Source organism: Saliterribacillus persicus, assembly GCF_003337485.1.
Lineage (GTDB): Bacteria > Bacillota > Bacilli > Bacillales > Amphibacillaceae > Saliterribacillus > Saliterribacillus persicus.
The window spans coordinates 34,162-54,914 of the sequence record NZ_QPJJ01000014.1 but is presented as its reverse complement, the minus strand read 5'-3'; the positions used below and the strand labels follow the sequence as shown (position 1 = coordinate 54,914).

At 37.0% G+C, this 20,753-nt stretch carries 17 protein-coding genes; 5 read left to right on the top strand and 12 right to left on the bottom strand.

Annotation, left to right across the window (positions count from 1 at the left end):
- The first annotated feature begins 70 nt into the window (after window positions 1-70).
- From DFR57_RS14825 to DFR57_RS14810, 4 genes are read left to right on the top strand one after another with little or no spacing between them, the layout of a single operon-like run.
- Window positions 71-1,249: a galactokinase gene (locus tag DFR57_RS14825; protein WP_114353999.1), complete on the top strand. Its 1,179-nt coding sequence runs from the start codon at window positions 71-73 to the stop codon at window positions 1,247-1,249.
- 2 nt (window positions 1,250-1,251) lie between these two features.
- Window positions 1,252-2,247 (top strand): UDP-glucose 4-epimerase GalE, encoded by a 996-nt coding sequence (gene galE / locus DFR57_RS14820; RefSeq protein ID WP_114353998.1) that lies wholly within the window; start codon window positions 1,252-1,254, stop codon window positions 2,245-2,247.
- A 2-nt stretch (window positions 2,248-2,249) separates the two neighbouring features.
- The gene (gene galT / locus DFR57_RS14815; protein ID WP_170132997.1) at window positions 2,250-3,764 is read left to right on the top strand and encodes a UDP-glucose--hexose-1-phosphate uridylyltransferase; all 1,515 of its coding nucleotides are present in this window, start codon (window positions 2,250-2,252) and stop codon (window positions 3,762-3,764) included.
- A gap of 14 nt (window positions 3,765-3,778) precedes the next feature.
- Window positions 3,779-4,822: an aldose epimerase family protein gene (locus DFR57_RS14810; protein ID WP_114353997.1), complete on the top strand. Its 1,044-nt coding sequence runs from the start codon at window positions 3,779-3,781 to the stop codon at window positions 4,820-4,822.
- Window positions 4,823-4,897: 75 nt separating this feature from the next.
- Here DFR57_RS14810 and DFR57_RS14805 read toward each other — a convergent pair whose 3' ends face one another.
- From DFR57_RS14805 to ade, 5 genes are all read right to left on the bottom strand, one after another.
- Window positions 4,898-5,470 (bottom strand): hypothetical protein, encoded by a 573-nt coding sequence (locus DFR57_RS14805; RefSeq protein ID WP_114353996.1) that lies wholly within the window; start codon window positions 5,468-5,470, stop codon window positions 4,898-4,900.
- A gap of 187 nt (window positions 5,471-5,657) precedes the next feature.
- A complete protein-coding gene (locus tag DFR57_RS14800) occupies window positions 5,658-6,854 on the bottom strand; it encodes an ROK family protein (protein ID WP_114353995.1) in 1,197 nt (398 codons plus the stop codon).
- Between the two features lie 69 nt (window positions 6,855-6,923).
- Window positions 6,924-7,907, bottom strand: coding sequence for an aldo/keto reductase (locus DFR57_RS14795; RefSeq protein WP_114353994.1), 984 nt, complete (start codon window positions 7,905-7,907; stop codon window positions 6,924-6,926).
- 76 nt (window positions 7,908-7,983) lie between these two features.
- Entirely contained in the window at window positions 7,984-8,832 is an 849-nt protein-coding gene (locus DFR57_RS14790) for an NAD-dependent epimerase/dehydratase family protein (RefSeq protein ID WP_114353993.1), read from the bottom strand.
- Between the two features lie 137 nt (window positions 8,833-8,969).
- Window positions 8,970-10,751, bottom strand: coding sequence for an adenine deaminase (gene ade, locus DFR57_RS14785; protein WP_114353992.1), 1,782 nt, complete (start codon window positions 10,749-10,751; stop codon window positions 8,970-8,972).
- Window positions 10,752-10,945: 194 nt separating this feature from the next.
- On the opposite strand from ade, the gene DFR57_RS14780 reads away from it, so the two are divergent.
- Entirely contained in the window at window positions 10,946-11,590 is a 645-nt protein-coding gene (locus tag DFR57_RS14780) for a YesL family protein (RefSeq protein WP_114353991.1), read from the top strand.
- Between the two features lie 127 nt (window positions 11,591-11,717).
- Here the strand turns inward: DFR57_RS14780 and DFR57_RS14775 are convergent, their stop codons facing one another.
- The 7 genes from DFR57_RS14775 to DFR57_RS14745 form a co-directional block, all read right to left on the bottom strand.
- Complete coding sequence (locus DFR57_RS14775; RefSeq protein WP_114353990.1) at window positions 11,718-13,847, bottom strand: glycoside hydrolase family 52 protein; 2,130 nt, start codon at window positions 13,845-13,847, stop codon at window positions 11,718-11,720.
- 83 nt (window positions 13,848-13,930) lie between these two features.
- Entirely contained in the window at window positions 13,931-14,791 is an 861-nt protein-coding gene (locus DFR57_RS14770) for a carbohydrate ABC transporter permease (RefSeq protein WP_114353989.1), read from the bottom strand.
- 19 nt (window positions 14,792-14,810) lie between these two features.
- Entirely contained in the window at window positions 14,811-15,689 is an 879-nt protein-coding gene (locus DFR57_RS14765) for a carbohydrate ABC transporter permease (protein ID WP_114353988.1), read from the bottom strand.
- 157 nt (window positions 15,690-15,846) lie between these two features.
- The gene (locus tag DFR57_RS14760) at window positions 15,847-17,199 is read right to left on the bottom strand and encodes an extracellular solute-binding protein (protein WP_245937485.1); all 1,353 of its coding nucleotides are present in this window, start codon (window positions 17,197-17,199) and stop codon (window positions 15,847-15,849) included.
- Between the two features lie 102 nt (window positions 17,200-17,301).
- Window positions 17,302-18,081, bottom strand: a complete 780-nt coding sequence (locus DFR57_RS14755; RefSeq protein ID WP_114353987.1) for a response regulator transcription factor — start codon at window positions 18,079-18,081, stop codon at window positions 17,302-17,304.
- Complete coding sequence (locus DFR57_RS14750; protein ID WP_114353986.1) at window positions 18,081-19,829, bottom strand: sensor histidine kinase; 1,749 nt, start codon at window positions 19,827-19,829, stop codon at window positions 18,081-18,083. The genes DFR57_RS14755 and DFR57_RS14750 overlap by 1 nt, the downstream gene beginning before the upstream one ends.
- A gap of 121 nt (window positions 19,830-19,950) precedes the next feature.
- On the bottom strand, window positions 19,951-20,736 hold the full coding sequence (locus DFR57_RS14745; protein ID WP_114353985.1) for a DeoR/GlpR family DNA-binding transcription regulator: 786 nt from the start codon (window positions 20,734-20,736) through the stop codon (window positions 19,951-19,953).
- Between the last annotated feature and the right edge of the window lie 17 nt (window positions 20,737-20,753).

The following is a 20,753-nucleotide window of genomic DNA, read 5'->3' as shown; positions in this document are numbered from 1 at the left end:
ATTTGTATCGCTTAAAATAAAGTTAATAAATTAATTTAATTAAGTCTATAATTCTAGGAGGTTATTAATCATGCATACAACTCAACTAAAACAGAAATTTGATCAAGTTTTTAAAAGTACAGCTACTACACAATCCTTTTTTGCACCTGGCAGGATAAATTTAATCGGTGAGCATACAGATTATAATGGAGGTCACGTTTTCCCTGCTGCCATTTCATTTGGAACATATGCAATAGCAGCAAAAAGAGATGATCGCACCTTGCGTTTTTACTCTGATAACTTTCCCGAAAAAGGTATAATAGAAGTGTCGTTAGATGATTTAAGCTATAAAAAAGAAGATGATTGGACGAATTACCCGAAAGGAATGCTACATTACTTCCTTGAAGAAGGCTTTGAAATCAAGCAAGGTTTTGACGTTCTATTCTATGGTAATATTCCAAACGGCGCAGGTTTATCTTCATCTGCTTCAATCGAGCTTGTAACTGGAGTGATGCTTGAGCATTTATTTGGTTTAGATATTGATCGTATTCGCATGGTTCAAATCGGTCAATTGGTTGAAAATAAATTTATCGGTGTTAACTCTGGAATTATGGATCAATTCGCAATTGGTAAAGGAAAAAAAGATCACGCCATGCTGCTTGATTGTGACACATTAAAATATGAATATGCACCAATTGAGCTTGATGATCATTCGATTGTTATTATAAATACTAATAAAAGACGCGAGTTAGCAGACTCTAAATACAATGAACGACGCTCAGAATGTGAACGTGCGTTAGCAAACTTGCAAGAAACATTATCGATTCGTTCCCTAGGAGAACTCACACCTGAACAATTCGAGCAGCACAAAGATAAAATTAAAAATAGCACAGACCAAAAGCGCGCAAAACACGCCGTTTATGAGAATGCACGCACAATCGAAGCCTTGAAAAAATTAAAAGCAGGAGAGCTTGAAGCTTTTGGCGAACTTGTCAATCAATCACATATTTCGTTAAGAGATGATTACGAGGTGACAGGCACCGAATTAGATACGATCGCCGAAACCGCTTGGGAGCTTCCTGGAGTATTAGGAGCCCGCATGACCGGAGCAGGATTTGGCGGATGTGCGATTGCCATTGTAGAGAAACAAAAAGCAGATCTTTTTAAAGAAGAAATTAAGTCTGTATATGAAACTAAAATTGGGTATGCACCTACCTTTTACGAAGCAGCGATTGGTGACGGGGCAAAATTATTAACAGAGGAGGAATAAGAATGAGTATTTTAGTATTAGGCGGTGCCGGTTACATTGGTTCGCACGCCGTATATCAACTGATTGACCAAGGAAAAGATGTCGTGGTAATTGATAGCTTAGAAACTGGACACGAAGATGCTGTCCACGAAAAAGCCAGCTTCTACCGTGGTGATATTCGTGATATTGAATTTTTAAGAGAAGTGTTTAGTCATGAAAATATTGAAGGTGTTGTGCATTTTGCGGCTAACTCCCTTGTTGGAGAATCGATGGAGGTTCCATTAAAATATTTTGATAACAATGTATACGGAACACAAGTATTACTGCAAGCAATGACAGAATTCGATGTGAAAAATATTGTCTTTTCTTCTACTGCCGCTACTTACGGGGAGCCAGAACAAGTACCAATCACTGAAGCAATGCCAACATTACCTACAAGCACGTATGGTGAAACCAAGCTTACGATGGAAAAAATGATGAAATGGTGTGAGATTGCCCATGGAATCCGTTATGTTTCTCTTCGTTATTTTAATGTTGCTGGTGCACGCCAGACGGGAGAAATTGGTGAGGATCATCGTCCAGAATCACATTTGATTCCAATTGTTCTTCAGGTCGCTTTAAACCAACGTGAGCATATTTCAATTTTCGGCGAAGATTATGATACGCCAGACGGAACCTGTATCCGTGATTACGTACATGTGGAAGATTTGATTGACGCCCATGTATTAGCACTTAACTACCTCCAAAACGGTGGAGAAAGTAACATTTTTAATCTAGGAAGCTCGCAAGGATTCTCTGTTAAAGAAATTATTGATACAGCACGTAAGGTAACAGATCATGAAATTCCGGCTAAAGTAGCACCAAGACGCGCAGGTGATCCAAGTACATTGATCGCATCATCTGATAAAGCACAAAAAACGTTAGGCTGGAAACCAAAAAGAACGGATATTACTCGAATTATCGAAGATGCCTGGAATTGGCATCAAGCACATCCAGATGGCTACGGAAAGGATGCATAAACATGGAAGAAAAAATTTCCGCATTAGTGGAAGCATTTGTTCAAAAGACAATCGAATTAAATTTAATTGAAACTAGTGATCACATTTATGTCCGAAATCAAGTTCTAGGGCTACTTCAACAAGCAAGCTTTGATGTAAATGCTGTGGAGGATTTTCCGGAGTTTAAAGAGTTAGATCTACCAGATATTTTGGATGCTTTACTTTCTGCTGCGGTGGAAACAAATGTTGTAGAGGATATCTTAGACGAAAAAGAAATACTGTCATCAAAAATAATGGATGTATGCCTACCCTTACCATCTAGGGTGAATGCTTTGTTTTATGAAAAATATCAAACAGCACCGGAAGCTGCAACTGATTATTTCTATCGCTTAAGCCAGGATATTAATTACATTCAAACAAAACGAATTGCAAAAAACATTCACTATAAAACACCTTCACCATATGGCGCTCTTGATATTACAATAAATCTATCGAAGCCTGAGAAGGACCCTGAACAAATAAAACGTGAACGTGCGATGAAGCAAAATGTCAGCTATCCAAAGTGTTTGCTTTGCGCTGAAAATGAGGGATATGTTGGTCGTATTGGCCATCCTGCTCGCTCTAATCACCGCATTATAGAAGTTCCATTAGAAGGTGAGCCTTGGTTTTTCCAATACTCTCCATACGTTTATTATAATGAGCACAGCATCATTTTTGCACGTGAGCATCGACCAATGAAAATAGACCGAGGTTCATTTGCTAGATTAACTGCTTTTGTAGAAAAATTCCCACATTATTTTATTGGCTCTAATGCTGATTTACCTATAGTTGGTGGCAGTATTTTATCCCATGACCATTATCAAGGTGGAAGATATACCTTTGCAATGACAGAAGCAGATGAAGAGTTCTCTTTTACACTTGATCAATTTGCTAGCGTGGAAGCACATATAGTGAAGTGGCCACTTTCGGTTATCAGGCTTCGTAGTGAGAACCGTGAGGAGCTAGTTAATGCCGGTGAATCTATTTTAAATAAATGGCAGTCTTACAGTGACGCGGATGCTGGTATTTTTGCCTATACGGACGATACACCGCATAACACGATTACACCAATTGCTAGAAAGCGCGATGAAAAGTTTGAATTAGACCTTGTCTTACGAAACAATCGTACGTCAGATGAACATCCACTTGGGATCTTTCACCCACATGCAGATGTTCACCATATTAAAAAAGAAAATATTGGTCTAATTGAAGTTATGGGTCTTGCAGTATTACCTCCTCGCTTAAAAGATGAAATAGAAACGATTAAAAAGTATCTACTTGGGGAATCGGTTAACGTTGCAGAATATCACCAAGATTGGGTACAATCAATAGTAGAAAGAAACGCTAACGTAACGAATGAAAATGTCGACCAGTTATTAGAAGATGAGCTCGGCAAAAAATTCACCCGTGTATTAGAAGACGCCGGTGTCTATAAAACGGATGACAAAGGCCGAGCAGCCTTTAAGCGTTTTCTTGCTTATGGAAACGAAGCAAAATAGGAGGTAACAATTCAATGCAGATTAACACAGAAGCACTGACAGTTAAAGAGCAACAATGGAAAGAATTCACACTTGTAAACGATAATGGAATGGCCGTATCCATTCTTGATTTTGGTGGTATCATTACGAAAATATTAACACCAGATCGTGAAGGCAAGCTTGAAAATGTTGTCGTTGGTTTTAAGGATTATGCGGACTATTTAGTTAATCCTGGTTTTTTCGGAGCTCTGATTGGTCGCGTAGCAGGGAGAATCGAAAAAGCTCAGTTTGAAATTGACGGGAAAAGCTATACCGTTCCAAAAAATGAAGGAGAGCACCATTTACATGGTGGTAATCCAGCTTTTCATAATTCCATTTGGAAGGTTGTACCGTTTGAAAATGCACATGAAGTAGGACTTACCTTGTCACTTAATAGTGCAGATGGTGATAATGGCTATCCAGGAAATCTTCAAATGACTGTAACGTATACATTAAATAACAACAATGCGTTTACCATTACTTATGAAGGTCTTGCGGATCAAAAAACAGTCTTAACGACCACAAATCATTCCTACTTTAATTTAAGTGGGAATTTAAAAGAAGATATTCAAAATCATGAAATCACACTTGATAGTGATCAATTCGTTGAGCTTGATGAGGAATTAATTCCTACTGGTCAAAAGCTAGATGTAGCAAATAGCACGTATGACTTCAGAAATGGCCGTCTAATGAAAGATGGAATTGATTCAGATGATAAACAAAATCTAGTCGCAAATCATGGCTACGATCACTATTTTATTTTCAACCATAATAAACCAGTAAGCGCACAGGTTCGCGAAGAAAAAAGTGGGCGTGAATTAAAAGTTACGACAGATCAGCCTGGTGTTGTGATGTACACGTCTAATAATCTACCAGAGGACTTAAACTTGCGAGAACGTGAATCAGCCAAGTATTTAGGGCTATGTTTAGAGACACAAGCTTCACCTGCTTCTATTCATCATGACGGATTCCCTTCCGTTTGGTTAGAAAAAGATGAAAAGTATTTTACTAAAACAACTTTTACTTTTGGAACTTTTTAAGCTCACATTTTTAGTTGAGTGATAGGATATAAAGAAGGACTTCCGAATTGGAAGTCCTTTTTTTGATGGGGAGATTTATATGGAATCAGCAATTTTAATCAATTCTTTTTTTAATTTTTCTTTATCATTGTTAAAATTCCTTAAAACAATATTATATTCCTTCCCTTCATGAAACCAATGTAATGCTGCGCCATTCGATTCTAAAATATACTGAATTAATCCTTTTGTGTTATTCGAAATTTCAATTTCTCTATATTCACTTTTATTGGCATATCTACTAAAATATCTATCAAAATTTGCGATTGTATAACGCACATGGGGAATTACTGGTTGAACGAAAGAATCTTTTTTCCATTTAGCATCTTCTTCTGTGGAAGCATAAGTAAGAGAAGCTACAACCTTTTCCTTATCCTTTTCCCAAGCCGTTATAACCACTTTTGCTTCTTCACTATCAAAAGGTATATAGGTAGGGTACTTTATTTTAAAGGGAACAGCTTCTGCTGCAATATCTTTTTCAACAGCTTCATAATTAATATTAATATCATCTTTTTCTACTATTAGATTATCAGTTTCAAGCGCTGAACTATTAGAGGAACAAGCACTAAGGATAAGAAAAATAAGGGTAACTAATACGCCTTTTTTTAACAAAACTCCACCTCGCGATTGCATACTGAGAATTTTCACCAATTCGCATTTTAGTATATCTTGTAATTGGCAGTGAATACATAAGTACGATTACCATTAATTCTTAAAAGAAATAATAATTGCACACAAAAAGCTGCCTATTATTTCATTAGCAGCTTCTTGTGTGTGTTTGTGCACTATTATTCTATCATTAGTTGTTGAGATTAGGCTCAAACATTTCACTTAGAATGAGTGCAACAGCACCCATTGCAGATCCATATTCCCCTAATTCTGAAATTTGGACCGAGGTTTGTTGCGCTTCTTGTGATATTACCTTTGTTTGAATCATCTCTCGAATTGGCTCTAGGATATAATCTCCTGCTTTTGACACACCGCCACCAATTATAATCTTACTTGGATTGCAGATGTGAATAAGGTTTGTTAACGCAATTCCTATATATTGCCCAGCTTCATATAAAACTTGGGTAGCTAGTACATCCCCTTTTTTAGCGGCACGGTGAACCATTTCACCTGTTAAATCCTCTAGACTCCATTCTGCAAGAAGACTCGATTGCCCTTGACGAATTAATTCGTTGGCACGTTCTGCGATAGAAGGGCCAGCAGCTATAGTTTGTAAGCAGCCATCATTTCCACAGGAACATCTTTTTCCGTTTGGATCAATTGTCATATGACCAATCTCCCCAGCAATTCCATGCTCACCATGATACAGCTTACCATCAATAACAATTCCCGCACCAATTCCTCTACCAATATTGACAGCAATCATATTCTTATCTGGGGTCTCATTTTTTAGCCAAGCTTCGCCTAATGCTAAAGCCTTTGCATCATTTTCTACCTTAACATTTTGATTATATTTCTCTTCTAAATATTGCTTAATTGGGATATTACGTAGCTGTAGATTTGGAGCAAAAACCGCCACTCCTTCACTAGCATCAACAATCCCGTGCATAGCTACACCAATTCCCATTAATTCCTTTGAGGGGTGCTTCGCTATCAATCCATCGATTCCATTCGTCAATAAAGCTAAGAAGCTTTTTCTCTTCAATGCTTCCGTAATCGTTTGGGTATCCTCATCGATTACTTCACCTGATAAATCTGATAAAATAAATAAAATATCCTCAGGACCTACATCTATACCTAAAATATAAAATGCTTTTGTATTTAGAATTAACATCGTTGGTTTTCGTCCACCTTGCGAGGTTCCTAACTGACTTTCTTTCACCAGGTCTTGCTCCAACAATTCCTTTACAATTGAACCTACTGTAGGAGGCGTCAATTCTGTATCTTTTGCAATTTGGGCCCTAGAAATAGGTCCTTCTGTTCTTATTTTATTTATAATAATCGATTTATTAAGTGATTTCATCCACTGAAAGCTACCTCGTTGCATCCTGTTCTCCTCAACTTCCTTTTCATTCTGCAACCATTATATCATTTTCTAGCTAGTTACACAGGCTTTTTAATAAGGTCCACGGATATTATCATGAACTTTTTCTTGATAAAAATCACGTAAGCGCGCCAGTTCTTCTTCACTATATTCAGGAACCTTAACCGCAGCTAAATTATCTTCTACTTGCTTCACATTTTTAAAGCCTGGGATAACCGCAGAAATTGCATCATGATTTAGTATCCATTTAAGAGCGGCCCTTGTCATATTTCCACGACCCTCTGCTATCCATTCTAATTCCTTGCTGAGCTCTACCCCTTTTTCAAACGGGAGTCCAGCAAAAGTTTCACCGACATTAAAGGCTTGCCCATCTCGATTAAATTTACGATGATCATCCTTTTCAAATGTGTGATTCGTTGAGAATTTTCCAGTTAAAAGACCACTTGCTAGCGGAACACGTGCTAATATACCAACATTCTTTTCTATAGCCGTTGGGAATAATTCTGTGATTGGCTTTTGACGGAACATATTAAAAATAACTTGAAGAGCAGCTACATTTGGATTCTCCATGGATAGTAATCCTTCTTCCACCGTTTCCACACTAACTCCATAATGACGAATTTTCCCTTGTTGCTTTAGTTTATCTAGTACTTCAAAGACAGCTCCATCACGAATAATTTCAATTGGTGGGCAGTGAATTTGAATTAAATCTAATTGCTCACGCTCTAATCTTTTTAAACTATTCTCTACATAATTTGTCACCGATTTTTCAGAATATGTTTCTGGATCATTTATATCTCCAGCACGGCAAAATTTAGATGCTATGTAGATTTCAGATTCTTTTCCTTTCGTTGCTTTTGCAAGGAGCTCCTCACTATGACCATCGCCATAAACGTCAGCAGTATCAAAGAAGTTTACCCCTTCATCCATTGCACGTGCTAGAGCATTTAAGGATTCTTTATCGTTAGTTTGCCCCCACGCACCACCGATTGCCCAAGTACCAAAGCTCAACTCACTAATTTTCATATCTGTTTTTCCAAATTGACGATATTGCATAATCATTCTCCTTTTTTATTAATCAAATTATGTTGAAAGAAAGCGAAAGGATTCTCCTTTCGCATTTCTAACTATCTTATTGTTTTACGTAATCGCGCCAGTTATGAACTGGTTGCCAGCCTAATACTTCTTTTGCTTTTTTATTGCTTAGTAAGGTTTCAAAGCCTTCTAATGGCTCGCGGAAATCTGCTACTTCTGGAAATACTTCTTCCATTAAATCTTTACTTTTAATATCCATACTTGAATTATCTGCTGCTAAGTTTAATGCAACCGAACCTAATCCGTCTTTTTCAACTGCTAAACGATAGGCAGCTCCAGCATCCCTCGCATCAATATAGCTCCATAAAATAGGTTTGCGCAATTCTGGTTTATGGATAAAGTCTGGGAAGTTTTCATACATGTGTGGTGCAATTACATTACCTACACGCATCGAGACTACTTGCATTCCTGTGCGTCTATGAATCATATTAGCTGTTTCTTCATTTACAATTTTACTCAGTCCGTAGCTGTCCTCAGGCATTTGTGGATGTTCTTCATCAACAGGCACATAAAGTGGCTGTAAATTTTGTTTTGTAAATACTAATCCATACGAAGACTCACTAGAAGTAATAACTGCTTTTTTGATCCCTAAACTTCCAGCTGCTTCTAAAATATTATACGTGGACATCGCATTATTTCTAAATGTAACTTCGTTGGGATGTGAATAAGCAACAGGAATAGCTGCCAAATGAACGACTGCATCTGCCCCTTCTAACACACCATAGACTTGTCCTAAATCTGTTAAGTCAGCAATAACTGTTTTACAGATTGGGTTTTTAGGGTGCTTTTGATCTACGTTTACAACTTCATAACCGTGTTCTACGAATTCTTGTACAACAGAAGGGCCTAATAAGCCGCTTCCTCCAGTAATAACAACTTTTGTCATGTTGTGCACCATCCTTTTATTGATTACGCTTTCACAAACATTATACTCCTTGTTAAGCTTTAAGAAAAACAATCCGCTCATGCTGTAAACAACTGGTAGAATAAGATTTTCAGCATGAGCATTTTTCATAATTTTGCTTATTTTTCTATTACATCAATGAGTTGGAATTTGGTTACATCTACTAAACCTCGATTTGAAATTCGAATTTCTGGTATCACTGGTAAAGCAATGAGAGAGAATGTCATAAATGGTGCGTGGATTTTGCAGCCGAGCTTTTTCCATGCCACTTCAAGCTCTGTTACTTGATCTACTACGACATCTAACTTCGCATCAGACATTAATCCTGCAATTGGCATAGGTACATGAGCTAGTATTTGTCCATCCTTTACAACAACCATTCCTCCATTAGATTCGGCTAATGTATTGCCTGCAAGCGCCATGTCTTCTGGATTTGTTCCCATCACCAATAAATTATGACTATCGTGTGCGACAGTAGAAGCAACAGCTCCACCTTTTATATCAAAGCCTTTAGCGAACGCCAATGATATTTGACCCGACTGATGATGGCGATCAATACACGCAAGTAAAAGAATATCGTTTTCCACATCTGGCTGGACAACTCCATCATTTACCGCTAGCTTCGCCTTCATTTTTGCCGTGCGCGCATTATTTTCAATAACATGAATGCCATTAATATTTACTTCCTCTTTATTTTTATCCACTTTTAGTAGAAAGTCTTCTGCTTGAAGTTTTTGTTTTAACTTCACTGTATTTTTCGCATGATCCGGATACGTAAACGTCGGAATATCGGTTACTATTTTTCCTTTTTCAGCTATAAGCTCCCCATCTACTACGACCACTTCAGGTGTCATTTCCTCAAGGTCTTCCATTAATAAAATATCTGCTACTTTACCTGGAGCAATACTTCCAACATCTTTATCCATATGATAGTATCTGGCCACATTAATGGTTGCTAAGCTAATTGCTACAACTGGATCGACACCTTCTTCTATCGCTCTTCTTACTACATGATTTAAATGCCCTTTTTCCACAAGCGTTTGAGGATAAACGTCATCCGTTACTAGTGTTATATTCGTTGGATCAACATGATCCTCTGTGATAATTTTGATGACTTCTTTTACATCATGCCAAGCGGAACCTTCACGAATCATAATGTGCATGCCTAATCTTGCTTTTTCTAAGCCTTGTTCCCTTGTTACTGTTTCATGGCACGAATCAACGCCTGAAGCAATGTATGCTTGCAACTCTTTATCTGTTCCATCAGGGAAATGACCTGTCACAGCTTTTTTGTGACGCAGTGTTGCTTCTATTTCACCAATCATTTTCGGATCATCATAAACAACACCTGGAAAGTTCATTACTTCTCCTAAACCAACAACACCATCCCAATTTAAGCCTTCTTCAATATCCTTCACACCCAGCGCTGCTCCTGCGTCTTCAAGTTCTTCTGTTGCTGGAACACATGATGGATAAGTAGTGAAAACTTTTAATGGGAGATTCTTCCCTTCTTCATGCATGAGACGCACACCTTCTGAACCGAGTACATTTGCAATTTCATGCGGATCCATAAAAATTGATGTCGTACCTTTTACAAGTGCCGCCTTTGCTAATTCCGTCACAGAAAGCATGGTGCTCTCTACGTGCATATGACCTTCCATTAACCCTGGTGAAATATATTTACCTTTTGCATCGATCACTTTTGTCTCTTCACCTATTAGGTGAGATGCTTCTCCAACGTAAGCAATTCTCCCTTTCTTAATAGCTACATCAATATTCGGCTGTAGCTCTTTTGTCATTACATTAACAAGTGTGCCGTTTTGAATAATCATATCTGCTTTTGTTTCACCTAAAGCTACTTTTCGTAGTTCCTTACTTACTTTATATAATGGTTGATGCATGTGACATCTCTCCTATTTTAAATTTACGTTTTTACTCCGTTAGCCAATATAATAAGTTTCTCTTTTATTTTTCCTGTAGTCAATGGTTTTGCCTTTTAGATGTTCGAAAAAACTAGCAATAACAGTGTGTTAAGCCTCTATTTTTCATCAATCTATGGTACGATAGAAGTATCTTATAATTAGGAGAAATAGACATGCGACAATCTTTATTTGGAATGACAGAATGGGTTACCAGGTTTGCTTATGTGAATATACTCTGGTTAGCATTTACACTTTTAGGACTTGTATTATTTGGTTTTTTCCCAGCTACAATCGCTATGAATGCAATGATTCGACAATGGCTGCTTGGAAACACAGATGAGCCTGTCTTTAAATTTTTTTGGACGACTTATAAACAAGAATTTATTAAAGGGAATTTATTAGGACTCACACTCGTGCTAATAGCCCTATTATTCTACGTGGATCTTCAGTTTATTCAAATGAACCAGGGTGGGGTGTTCGATATTATTCAAATCCCCATTTACTTATTTATGCTAGCAATTACATTAACAGCTTTTTATGTCATCCCAACCTACGTGCATTTTAATTTGTCTATTTGGGGCATTTGGAAAAATTCTTTCTTGGTGATGCTCATTCACCCGTTTCATAATATTGGGATGGTTTTAGGTGCTTTTGTTATCCTATACATACAATATATCATTCCAGGAACTTTCTTTTTCTTTGGTGGAAGCATGATTGCCTTTGTTATCATGGGAACTTGCTTACAGGCATTTCAAAAAGTAGAGAAAAAACAAAAAGCCCAGCGTGAAGAAAATGGTACAGATAATTTAGAAAAATAGATTTATATATTTTGTAACTATTACAGTTTGTTCGTTGATGATAGCGGCATGACTATCTCTACTCAACCTCTTGCTACTCTAGTATTTTTTAATTACTGAATTCATAGTGCGTTTTCTCTACGATATTTTATTTAAAATTCTCCTCTTTCTCATCTAACCATAAAATACTAGTTACACCCCTTGGATAATATTTACTTCCAATAATTTCACCAGCTAAAATTTGATCACTCCAGCTCCAGATCGATAACTCAGGATGGGTTAACCACTCTACGTGAGCGTGATCTGCCTCTAAGCCTGCTTGGTCCCATTTAAAACCAAGGATCTCCCTAGCAATAAATTGATTGAGGTAAATCTTACTTAACCATGAATTATTACTTGTGGATGAAAGCTTCCAGCCCCCATCATCAAAAATACAAACACCTTTTTTAAGCACTGCTTGATAGTGGGTCTTTAAGACATCTAGATAAGCTTTAAAGCGACCATTTGGGTCTAACGCTTCTTTTGTATTGGTATAGTAAGGATAGACTAGCCCTTCGATTGCTGGGATAATTTTAGAATCATTGCCTTCGCCTATCACTGCCGGCACATAGCCATCTTCCGTTACATTTGCGACAATGGTTTCCGCACATTTCTCCGCTTGACCTCCTGCTTGTTTTGAAAGCTCTTCTTTTCCAGCTTCCTTCAGAATTTTCTCAAGTGCAAGATAAGCTGCCCAACTTTTACCGGCTAAATATATATTATTCCTTGCTTGTCCTAAGGATACATCTAAGCTATCATATGTCGTAATTTCTGCCCCACCCATTACCCGCGTGGAGTCTAGGCCCATTACGCCATTTCTTTTGTCCGGCTCAGGATGATCTCTATTGACCATACTTTCTAATGTTGCTTCAAAGATAGCTAAATTTTCCCCAAGCCAGGTTTTATCACCTGATTGCTCCACGTAAACACTTGCTGTTAGGATAAAATTCACAAGCTGTTCATGCGTCATATGGGAAAAGCAATCATCTAAACCATACATTTCATAGGAGGAATAATGCGGTCGTGAAATTGTATTTGCCACACCCATATCATGCGTGAAGCTTATTCCACCAGGATACTCTGTCGTATCATTTGGAAATCGTACCTTATCTGTGTAGCTAAACCGTTTAATAAAATACTCCAGCTCATTTTTTACGGTCCACGGATTCATTTTCATTTCAAAGAATAGCTGATCTACGGTCAGATCAAAGGTATTCATCATTCGGTATTCCCCTTCATTCACAATCCAGAATGGTTCTCCGTCTGTTGTTTGCATTAGTTGTGTAGAACCATAATAACTTCTTATCGCGTGTGCAAGCATGAATCGTTGATCCTCAGATAAATGATCTGCCTCAAGCATTTCATTCGAAACAAGTGCTCTTGTCTTTATTGCTTCAAAATTATCCAGCGTGAATTTCCCGACATCCTCTATATCTTTAAAATATTTCGTATAGTAATAACTTGTATCTAATCCTGCAGTAACCATTCCATCACGGAAAAAGCTCATGGCAAATTGGTACGTTTTCTTCTCACCTGCAGGAACATCCATAATTAAAGCACCAAGTGGCCCGAGACCAAACGTCCAGTTTTCCTTAAATTTATTTGCTAGAATTTTTTCCATGCTAAAATTCATAGCAGATTCTATACTAGGATCTTTTGTCGTTAGTGCTGTAATACGACCTTGCCCAATCCCACTCGCAGTTTCCATCGTGTCGTCCATTCTTCGCATTGAACTGTACACATCACTGCCTTCATAACCAAAAAAAGCACGTCTTTTGCGTTTGCCTGTTGTGTTATCAATCGTTAATTCAGCGATCACAGAAGGCACAAGGGTAAGCATCATTTCTTTATCATCCGCTGTACCCGGCTCTTGTACACTTTGGACCTGCGAATAAATGGTGAAGGTAATATCCCCTGCACGCCAGGTGTCTGTTCCTACTTTAAAATCACGTTCCACCTCTTCTTTTGAAAATGGATGGATGATTTTTTCTGTTTCCGGATTTGGATCAATATTTTCAACATCATACCTGGAGCTTTCATCTTCTCCCGCATCAAAAAAGGGTAAGGCTTGATATATTCCTTCTTCCTCTTTTGTCTCCACACCAATATAAACGCTTTTCTTAGGAGATCGACCTAATTCAAGGTCAAATCCTCCTCCTGCTCCAGGAAAACCCAACGTAAAACTTGAAAATGCACCTATTGGGGAGTGATGTGCATTAAAAAAATTATTTTTCGGCATATTATTCTTCCTTTCTTTATTTTAATATACACAAAAGCGAAAGCGTCATGTTAGAACGCTTTCACCTGTTGTTCCTATTCACTTTATCCTTTTACAGATCCTGCTGCAATTCCTTCAACGATACGGTTACTTAAAATTAAGAATGCAATCAAAATCGGGATAATACTGATCATTAAAGTGGCACCTATTGCACCCCAATCCGTTAAGTATTGACCAATGAAATTTTGAATGCCCACTGTCAACGTTTTATACTTATCGGAACTAATAAATGTATTAACAAAAACAAATTCATTCCAGTTATAAATCATATTAATAATCGCAGTTGTTGCAATAACAGGAGATGTCATTGGCAATGTAATTTGAAAGAAAATCCGGTGTACCGAACATCCATCGACAACCGCTGCTTCTTCAATTTCTCTTGGAAGTGTGTAATAAAAGCCTAATAGAATCATGATGGTAAGCGGCAGGTTAAATGCCGTATACGATAAAATAATGGATAACGGGTGATCCACTAAGCCTAATTTCAAGAAGAAATCAAATAGTGGAATTAACGCTGAGTGAATCGGAATCATTAACCCTACCATAAAAAGTCCTAACACAAGCTTGTTAAATTTCCAATGCATCCTAGTGATTGCAAACGTTACAAAGCTTGCTAGTAACACTGTTAATAATACGGACGCAAGCGTTATCCAAACACTATTAAAGAAGTAAAGATTAATATTTCCGTCTGTCCACACCCTTGCGTAGTTTTCCCATTTTGGATCTTCTGGAAGAGCAAAAGGGGATAACCCAAATACTTCTGAATTACTTTTTAACGAGAACATGAGTAACCACACAAGTGGATAGATTTGAAAAATCGCAACAATAGTTAAAACGAGATATAAAAGACCCATACCAAGCTTTTTTGCGATAGATTGGTCTGTCTCTTGAATTTTTTTTGCCATCGTGACCGATCCTTTCTATTTAGTATTGGACTTCATCTTCTGAAGCAGTTAATTTACGTATCAGCCAAGTAACAATAAGCGTAATGATCAATAAGAAGAAGGCTACAGCGCTTCCGTAACCAAAGTTATAGCTACCAAATGCTTGACGATACATATAAGAAGCAATTACCTCACTAGCTCCATTCGGTCCTCCACCTGTCATTACATAGATTAAATCGAAGTACTTTAAGGAACCCACGATTGCTAGAACAATTGTTACTTTAATTACCCCTGCAATTAAGGGAACTTTAATTTTATAAGCAATTTGTATAGGATTTGCACCATCGATTTTTGCCGCTTCTACCAATGATTCTGGGATTCCTTTCAGCGCTGCATAGTAAATAATGATGTAAAACCCCGCATACTGCCACAATATAGCTACAAAAATTGCATATAAAACTAAATCAGGATCAGCAAGCCATGTCGGTGTATTCTCTACACCTAAAACCTCAAGTAAGCTGTTTAATATCCCGTTATTCGGGTCGTATATTTTTAACCATAGTTGCGCAATAGCAACAGAGGATAAAAGCATCGGAATTAAATAAATCTTACGAAGCAAATTTGCTCCTTTAATTTTTCCTGCTAATACTAATGATATTAATAGATAAATAATTAAGCTTAAGGATGAAAACAAAGCTAGTAAAAAGGAATGTTTAGCACTCTGCCAAAATTTAGCGTCTTGCAGTAGCTCTGTATAATTTTCTAATCCAATAAAGGTCATTGCACCAATACCATTCCAGTCCATTAGCCCGTAATAGCCTGTTAAAATAATTGGAACATAGATAAGTGCTACAATTAGTATTAATGCTGGTAACACATATAAAGCAATGACTAGTTTATTTGACATTACTTTGTTCATGGTAAAGCTCCTTCCCCGTGGTGGTAAGATTAAGAATGAGTGGCTTAGCACTTTTCAATGTGGTATAAGCCTATGATTTTTTCTGCTCTAATCGAAATAAAGTGTAAGAAAAGGACATATCTGAAGAAAATATGTCCTTTTCATTCACATTCTTTAATTATTCTTCATCTGCTAATGCTTGTTCTTGTTCGCTTGCAAATTCCTCTGGGGTTGCAGCATCACCAAATAGTGCTTGAATCATATCTAGGTGAACCTCTGCCACACTTGGGCTCATTTGCACATCAGCAAATAATGTAATATTAGATGCATCGTTTAAATCATTTAAGATATCAATGTACATTTGTGGTAAGTCTGTGCCTTCTGTATCAACTTTTGTTGCTGGAATAACACCGGCTTTTGTTACAGCCTGTTGACCCCATTGTTCTACAAAGAATGAAACAAATTCTTTTGCTTCTGCTTGAACGTCAGAATCTTCTGCAACAAATAGTCCGACACCAGGACCACCTACAAAGCTATCAATATCCCCTTGTCCACCTTCTACAGTAGGGAACTTCATGTATTCGATTGAATCTCTGAATTCTTGTGGATTATCTTCATTTGTTGTCCATTCTGGTAAATCCCATGTACCCATTAGATACATTGCCGCTTGTTCATTGATGAAGTAACCTTTAGCCTCATCATTTCCAAGTCCATTAAATCCTTTTAAGAATGCATCCATTTCAACTAAATTTTTAATTTCTTCTGCTGCTTCTACTAATGCAGGATCTTCAAATGTTCCTGAGCGATTAATAGCATTTGTTAATACTTCTGGTCCGCCAAAACGGTCAGCTAGATACATGTACCACATTGAACCAGTCCAGCGGTCTTTATTTCCTAGTGCGATTGGTGTAACACCATTGTCTACTAACGTTTTTACTACTTCTTTAAATTCGTCTAACGTTTCTGGAGCTTCTAATCCATGCTCATCGAAAATTGCTTTATTGTAATATAAAGGCGTAATATTAAGCTCTAGTGGTAAACCATACGTAGTTCCTTCTAGTGCATATGCTTCTGCGGTTCCTGGAACAAATTGATCATTTAATGGTCCCTCTAATAAATCATCTAACGAAGCAAACATATTACCGCTTACATAAGGCTCCAAAAATCCAGCAGCCCAAGTCATTCCTACGTCTGGTAATTCATTTGAAGTAGAAAGAACTTTTAATTTTTCCTTATATTGTTCATTCCCTAAGATTTCAACCTCAACGGTTACATTAGGATTATCTGTTTCATACTGATCAATAATGCTTTCTACGATTTCATAGTGTTGCTTTGAACTTCCTTCTGGCCATAAATGCATGAACTCAATTGTTTTTTCTTCACCTTCACTTGAACCGCTTTCATTTTCTTCAGTTTCTCCACCTGAATTTGAGTCTGAACCAGCTTCTTCTTCATCGTTACCACAAGCAGCCAGTGCTAAAAGTGCAATAAGTGCGAATGCCATGAATACTTTATACCATTTACTTTTCACAATTTTACCCCCTAATATTTTTAATATCGCTTACATTTTTAATTCTAGCATCGCACTAGTCATCCTGTAAGGTAACGCTGATTGGGTAAAATGCCACTTATTTTAGAAATCGCTTTCATATTTTTTTCGATAAACATGGGGGGTTATTTCTTCCGCTTGTTTAAAGATTTTAATGAAATATTTCGGGGTATTATAGCCTACCTTTTCAGCAATTTCTGTGATCGTAAAGTCTGTAGTTAATAATAGCTTTTTTGCTTCCTGCACCCTTCTTCTCGTTACATAGTCACTAAAGGTTAGATCCAACTGTTCCTTAAATAATGCACTTAAATAACTGGCATTTAAGTGAACATAATTTGCGACATCCTTTAAACTAATCTCTTCATAAAAGTGTGCTTCAATATACGTAATAACTTCTTTAATCACACCTGAAAATCTGCCAACCTCATTAATTTCTATTAATTTATCATCCGCAATTTCTTGTAATAGATCTGTCTGGAGTTTTTGATTATCGACATTTATGGCTTTCTCAATTGCTTCCATTAGCTTTTCTTTAGAGATTGGTTTTAATAAATAATTCACTACTCCAAGCTGCAGTGCTTGATGGGCATATTCAAATTCTGAATATGCTGACATAATAATAACCACAGGATCATCTTGATTTTCTTTCAACACTTTTAGTAATTCTAAGCCTGTCATTTCAGGCATTCTAATATCTGTAATAAGGAGATTAATCTTATGCTTTTCAATCAGTTGGATTGCTTCTTTTGCATCGTTTGCTGTCAACACATCGAAGGCTCCAATTGCTGACTTTTCAATAGTTTTCTTTACCCCTTCTCTACTGCGTGGCTCATCATCAACTACTAAAATAGTTTTTCTTAGCATTACAGATCCCCTCCTTGTTGCATCGGAATTTCAATCTCTACCATCGTTCCTTTTCCTACTTCACTTTTTATTTCTAGTCCTTTAACAAATTCACTACCATAATATAACCTGAGTCGTTGCTCTACGTTATTCAGCGCAATGCCTTTTCCGGTTTTGCTAGAAACATCCGCTTTTATTCGCTCAAGTATTTCTTGTACTTTTTCTTTTGTCATACCAGGGCCATTATCATGCACACTAATTCTTATCCGTTTACTCTCACTAATCTCTCGCACTACCACAGAGACCATACAATTTCCTACTACATTACCTGCGCCGTGTAAAATAGCATTTTCTACTAGTGGCTGAATGAGAAGCTTTGGAATGGATACTCCTAGTAGGTTGGAATCTATTTCTTTAGAAAAAAGTAATCGTTCCCCAAAACGCATCCGCATGATTTTCATATAGCGTTCCACGTGTTCTAATTCATCCTGAATACTCACCCATTCATCCTGATCCTTTCCACTTATGGTATAGCGAAACAAATCAGACATAGCTAGTACGATTTCTGCTAGGTCCTCTTCTTCTTTTTCATCTAATGACCAGTACAAGGCATCTAACGTATTGAATAAAAAGTGTGGATGAATTTGTGCTTGTAGCGCTTTTAATTCTGTCCTATTTTTCATAATCTCTTTTTCATAAACCATCTGGATTAAATAATTTGTCTCCTCAGCAAGCTGGTTATAGGTCTGGTTCAACTCATTAATTTCATTGGTTGAATTCATAATTGGATTCGGTGCAAGTGTACCTTTACTGGCCTGGCGCATCGTTGTGGTTAACTTCACGATCGGTTTTGTGATAAAGGTAGACAAGAAAAAGGAGGTGATTAAAAAGATAATTAATCCGATTACCCCTGCCACAATTATTCCCGAGCGCAAAATAGGTATCCCGCTTGTAAGTGTTTGTACTGGAGTTAATATCGCAAGTGTCCAACCTGTTTCAGGAGAGGTTTCTTTAACTAACATATAATCTTCACCGTCTACATTTATCATTTCTTCCGTGCTCTCTAAAACTTCTGCAATATTATCCTTTTCATAATTTGTTGAAATGGGCTGCTCATTTTTATCTACTAGAATCATATACTCATCACTATCTTCTAGTTGTTGCTCTGGTTTTACATCAAAGTGATTTTTATTTAATCTTAAAATTAAATAGCCACTATTATTAAAGTTTTCTTCCATTAAATTAATTCTTCTTCCAACTAGGTAATAAGGGTCCTCTAATGGATCTTGTCCAATCCAAATTAATCCCCCTTTTGCATTATTCATTTCAATAATTGCTTTTGCATCTAAGCGATTACTTAAATCCGTAGAGTCAATTGGAATTAATCGTTGATAATCCTGGGTATAAATCTCCATCGAATAAATACCATCTGCATTTGCCTGGATAATATTCGTTACTTTCATAAGTGTCTGTTTTTCGTTGAACGTTGCTGGTGTCCCGTTATGCTCTTTTTGCATGATAGACTGTATATCTTCATTTGTTACCACTTGTTTCGTAATTACATTTAATTGTTCTAATAAGGAATCATATCTACCACTTGAAGCAATTGCCGTTTGACGCATTTGCATTTCTGCATTGTTTTGAAGTAAGTAGGAAACACGGTTGAAGGTGATTGCGCTTACAACCAGTAACACGATAATCATCACAACTAAATATACGACTAGTAACTGGTTTCTTAACGTATTCCATTTAGAAAAAATGTTGCGCATGACTCACACCTCCAACTAAAGCTTAATATTAATTGATTTATAACTTTGTTTATCTATTATCTAAACTAATTATTATAATTATACCACCATCTTTTAATAGAAACAAAAAACCACAGCCTCTTCATGATAGGCCATGGTCGTAATCGTTTTGTATAACATGAATTCCTTTTTCTTCTAGTTCTAAAATCATTTCCTTAGGTGCAGCACTATCTGTAATCACACGGTCAATTTTGGATAGGGCACTGACATGCGCAAAGCCCTGTACCTCATATTTATGATGATCGGCTAACACATAAGTAGTGTCAGTAATTTCAATCATCTTTTGTTTGACTCTTGCCTGTTGTTCGTTTGATTCACTAATCCCTCGAACAGGATGAATACCTTTGCAGGAAAGAAAAGCTTTATTAACATGGTAAAAATCAAATGCATTCTCTGCAAGTGGACCTACATAAGACAATGAGCGATTGAGCAGTGTTCCACCGGTTGAGATAACGGTAATTTTATTTTTTTTACTAAGCTCTAAGGTGACTTTTACTGAGTTTGTTAACACGGTTAAATTCATATTTGGAAGATTTTTAGCTACGTACCAAGCTGTGGTACTGGCATCTAAAATAATTTTATCTTCTTCTACAATATGTTTTACTGCTTTTTTAGCAATTTCTTTTTTCTCTTCCACATGCATTATTTCTCGTTCCTCATAAGTCATTTCTGGTGTATCTTGTTGCGATTCTATACTAACAGCCCCACCATGACTTCGCGCCAACTTCTTGTCGCGCTCTAGCTTTTCTAAGTCTCGTCTAATTGTTTCATCTGTTACTGAAAAAGCTTTAGATAGTTCTGTTACACGTACACTTTTTCTATCATTAACGATTTCTATTATTTTTTGGTGACGTTCGGCCACAAGCATTAGATTGCCCCGCTTTC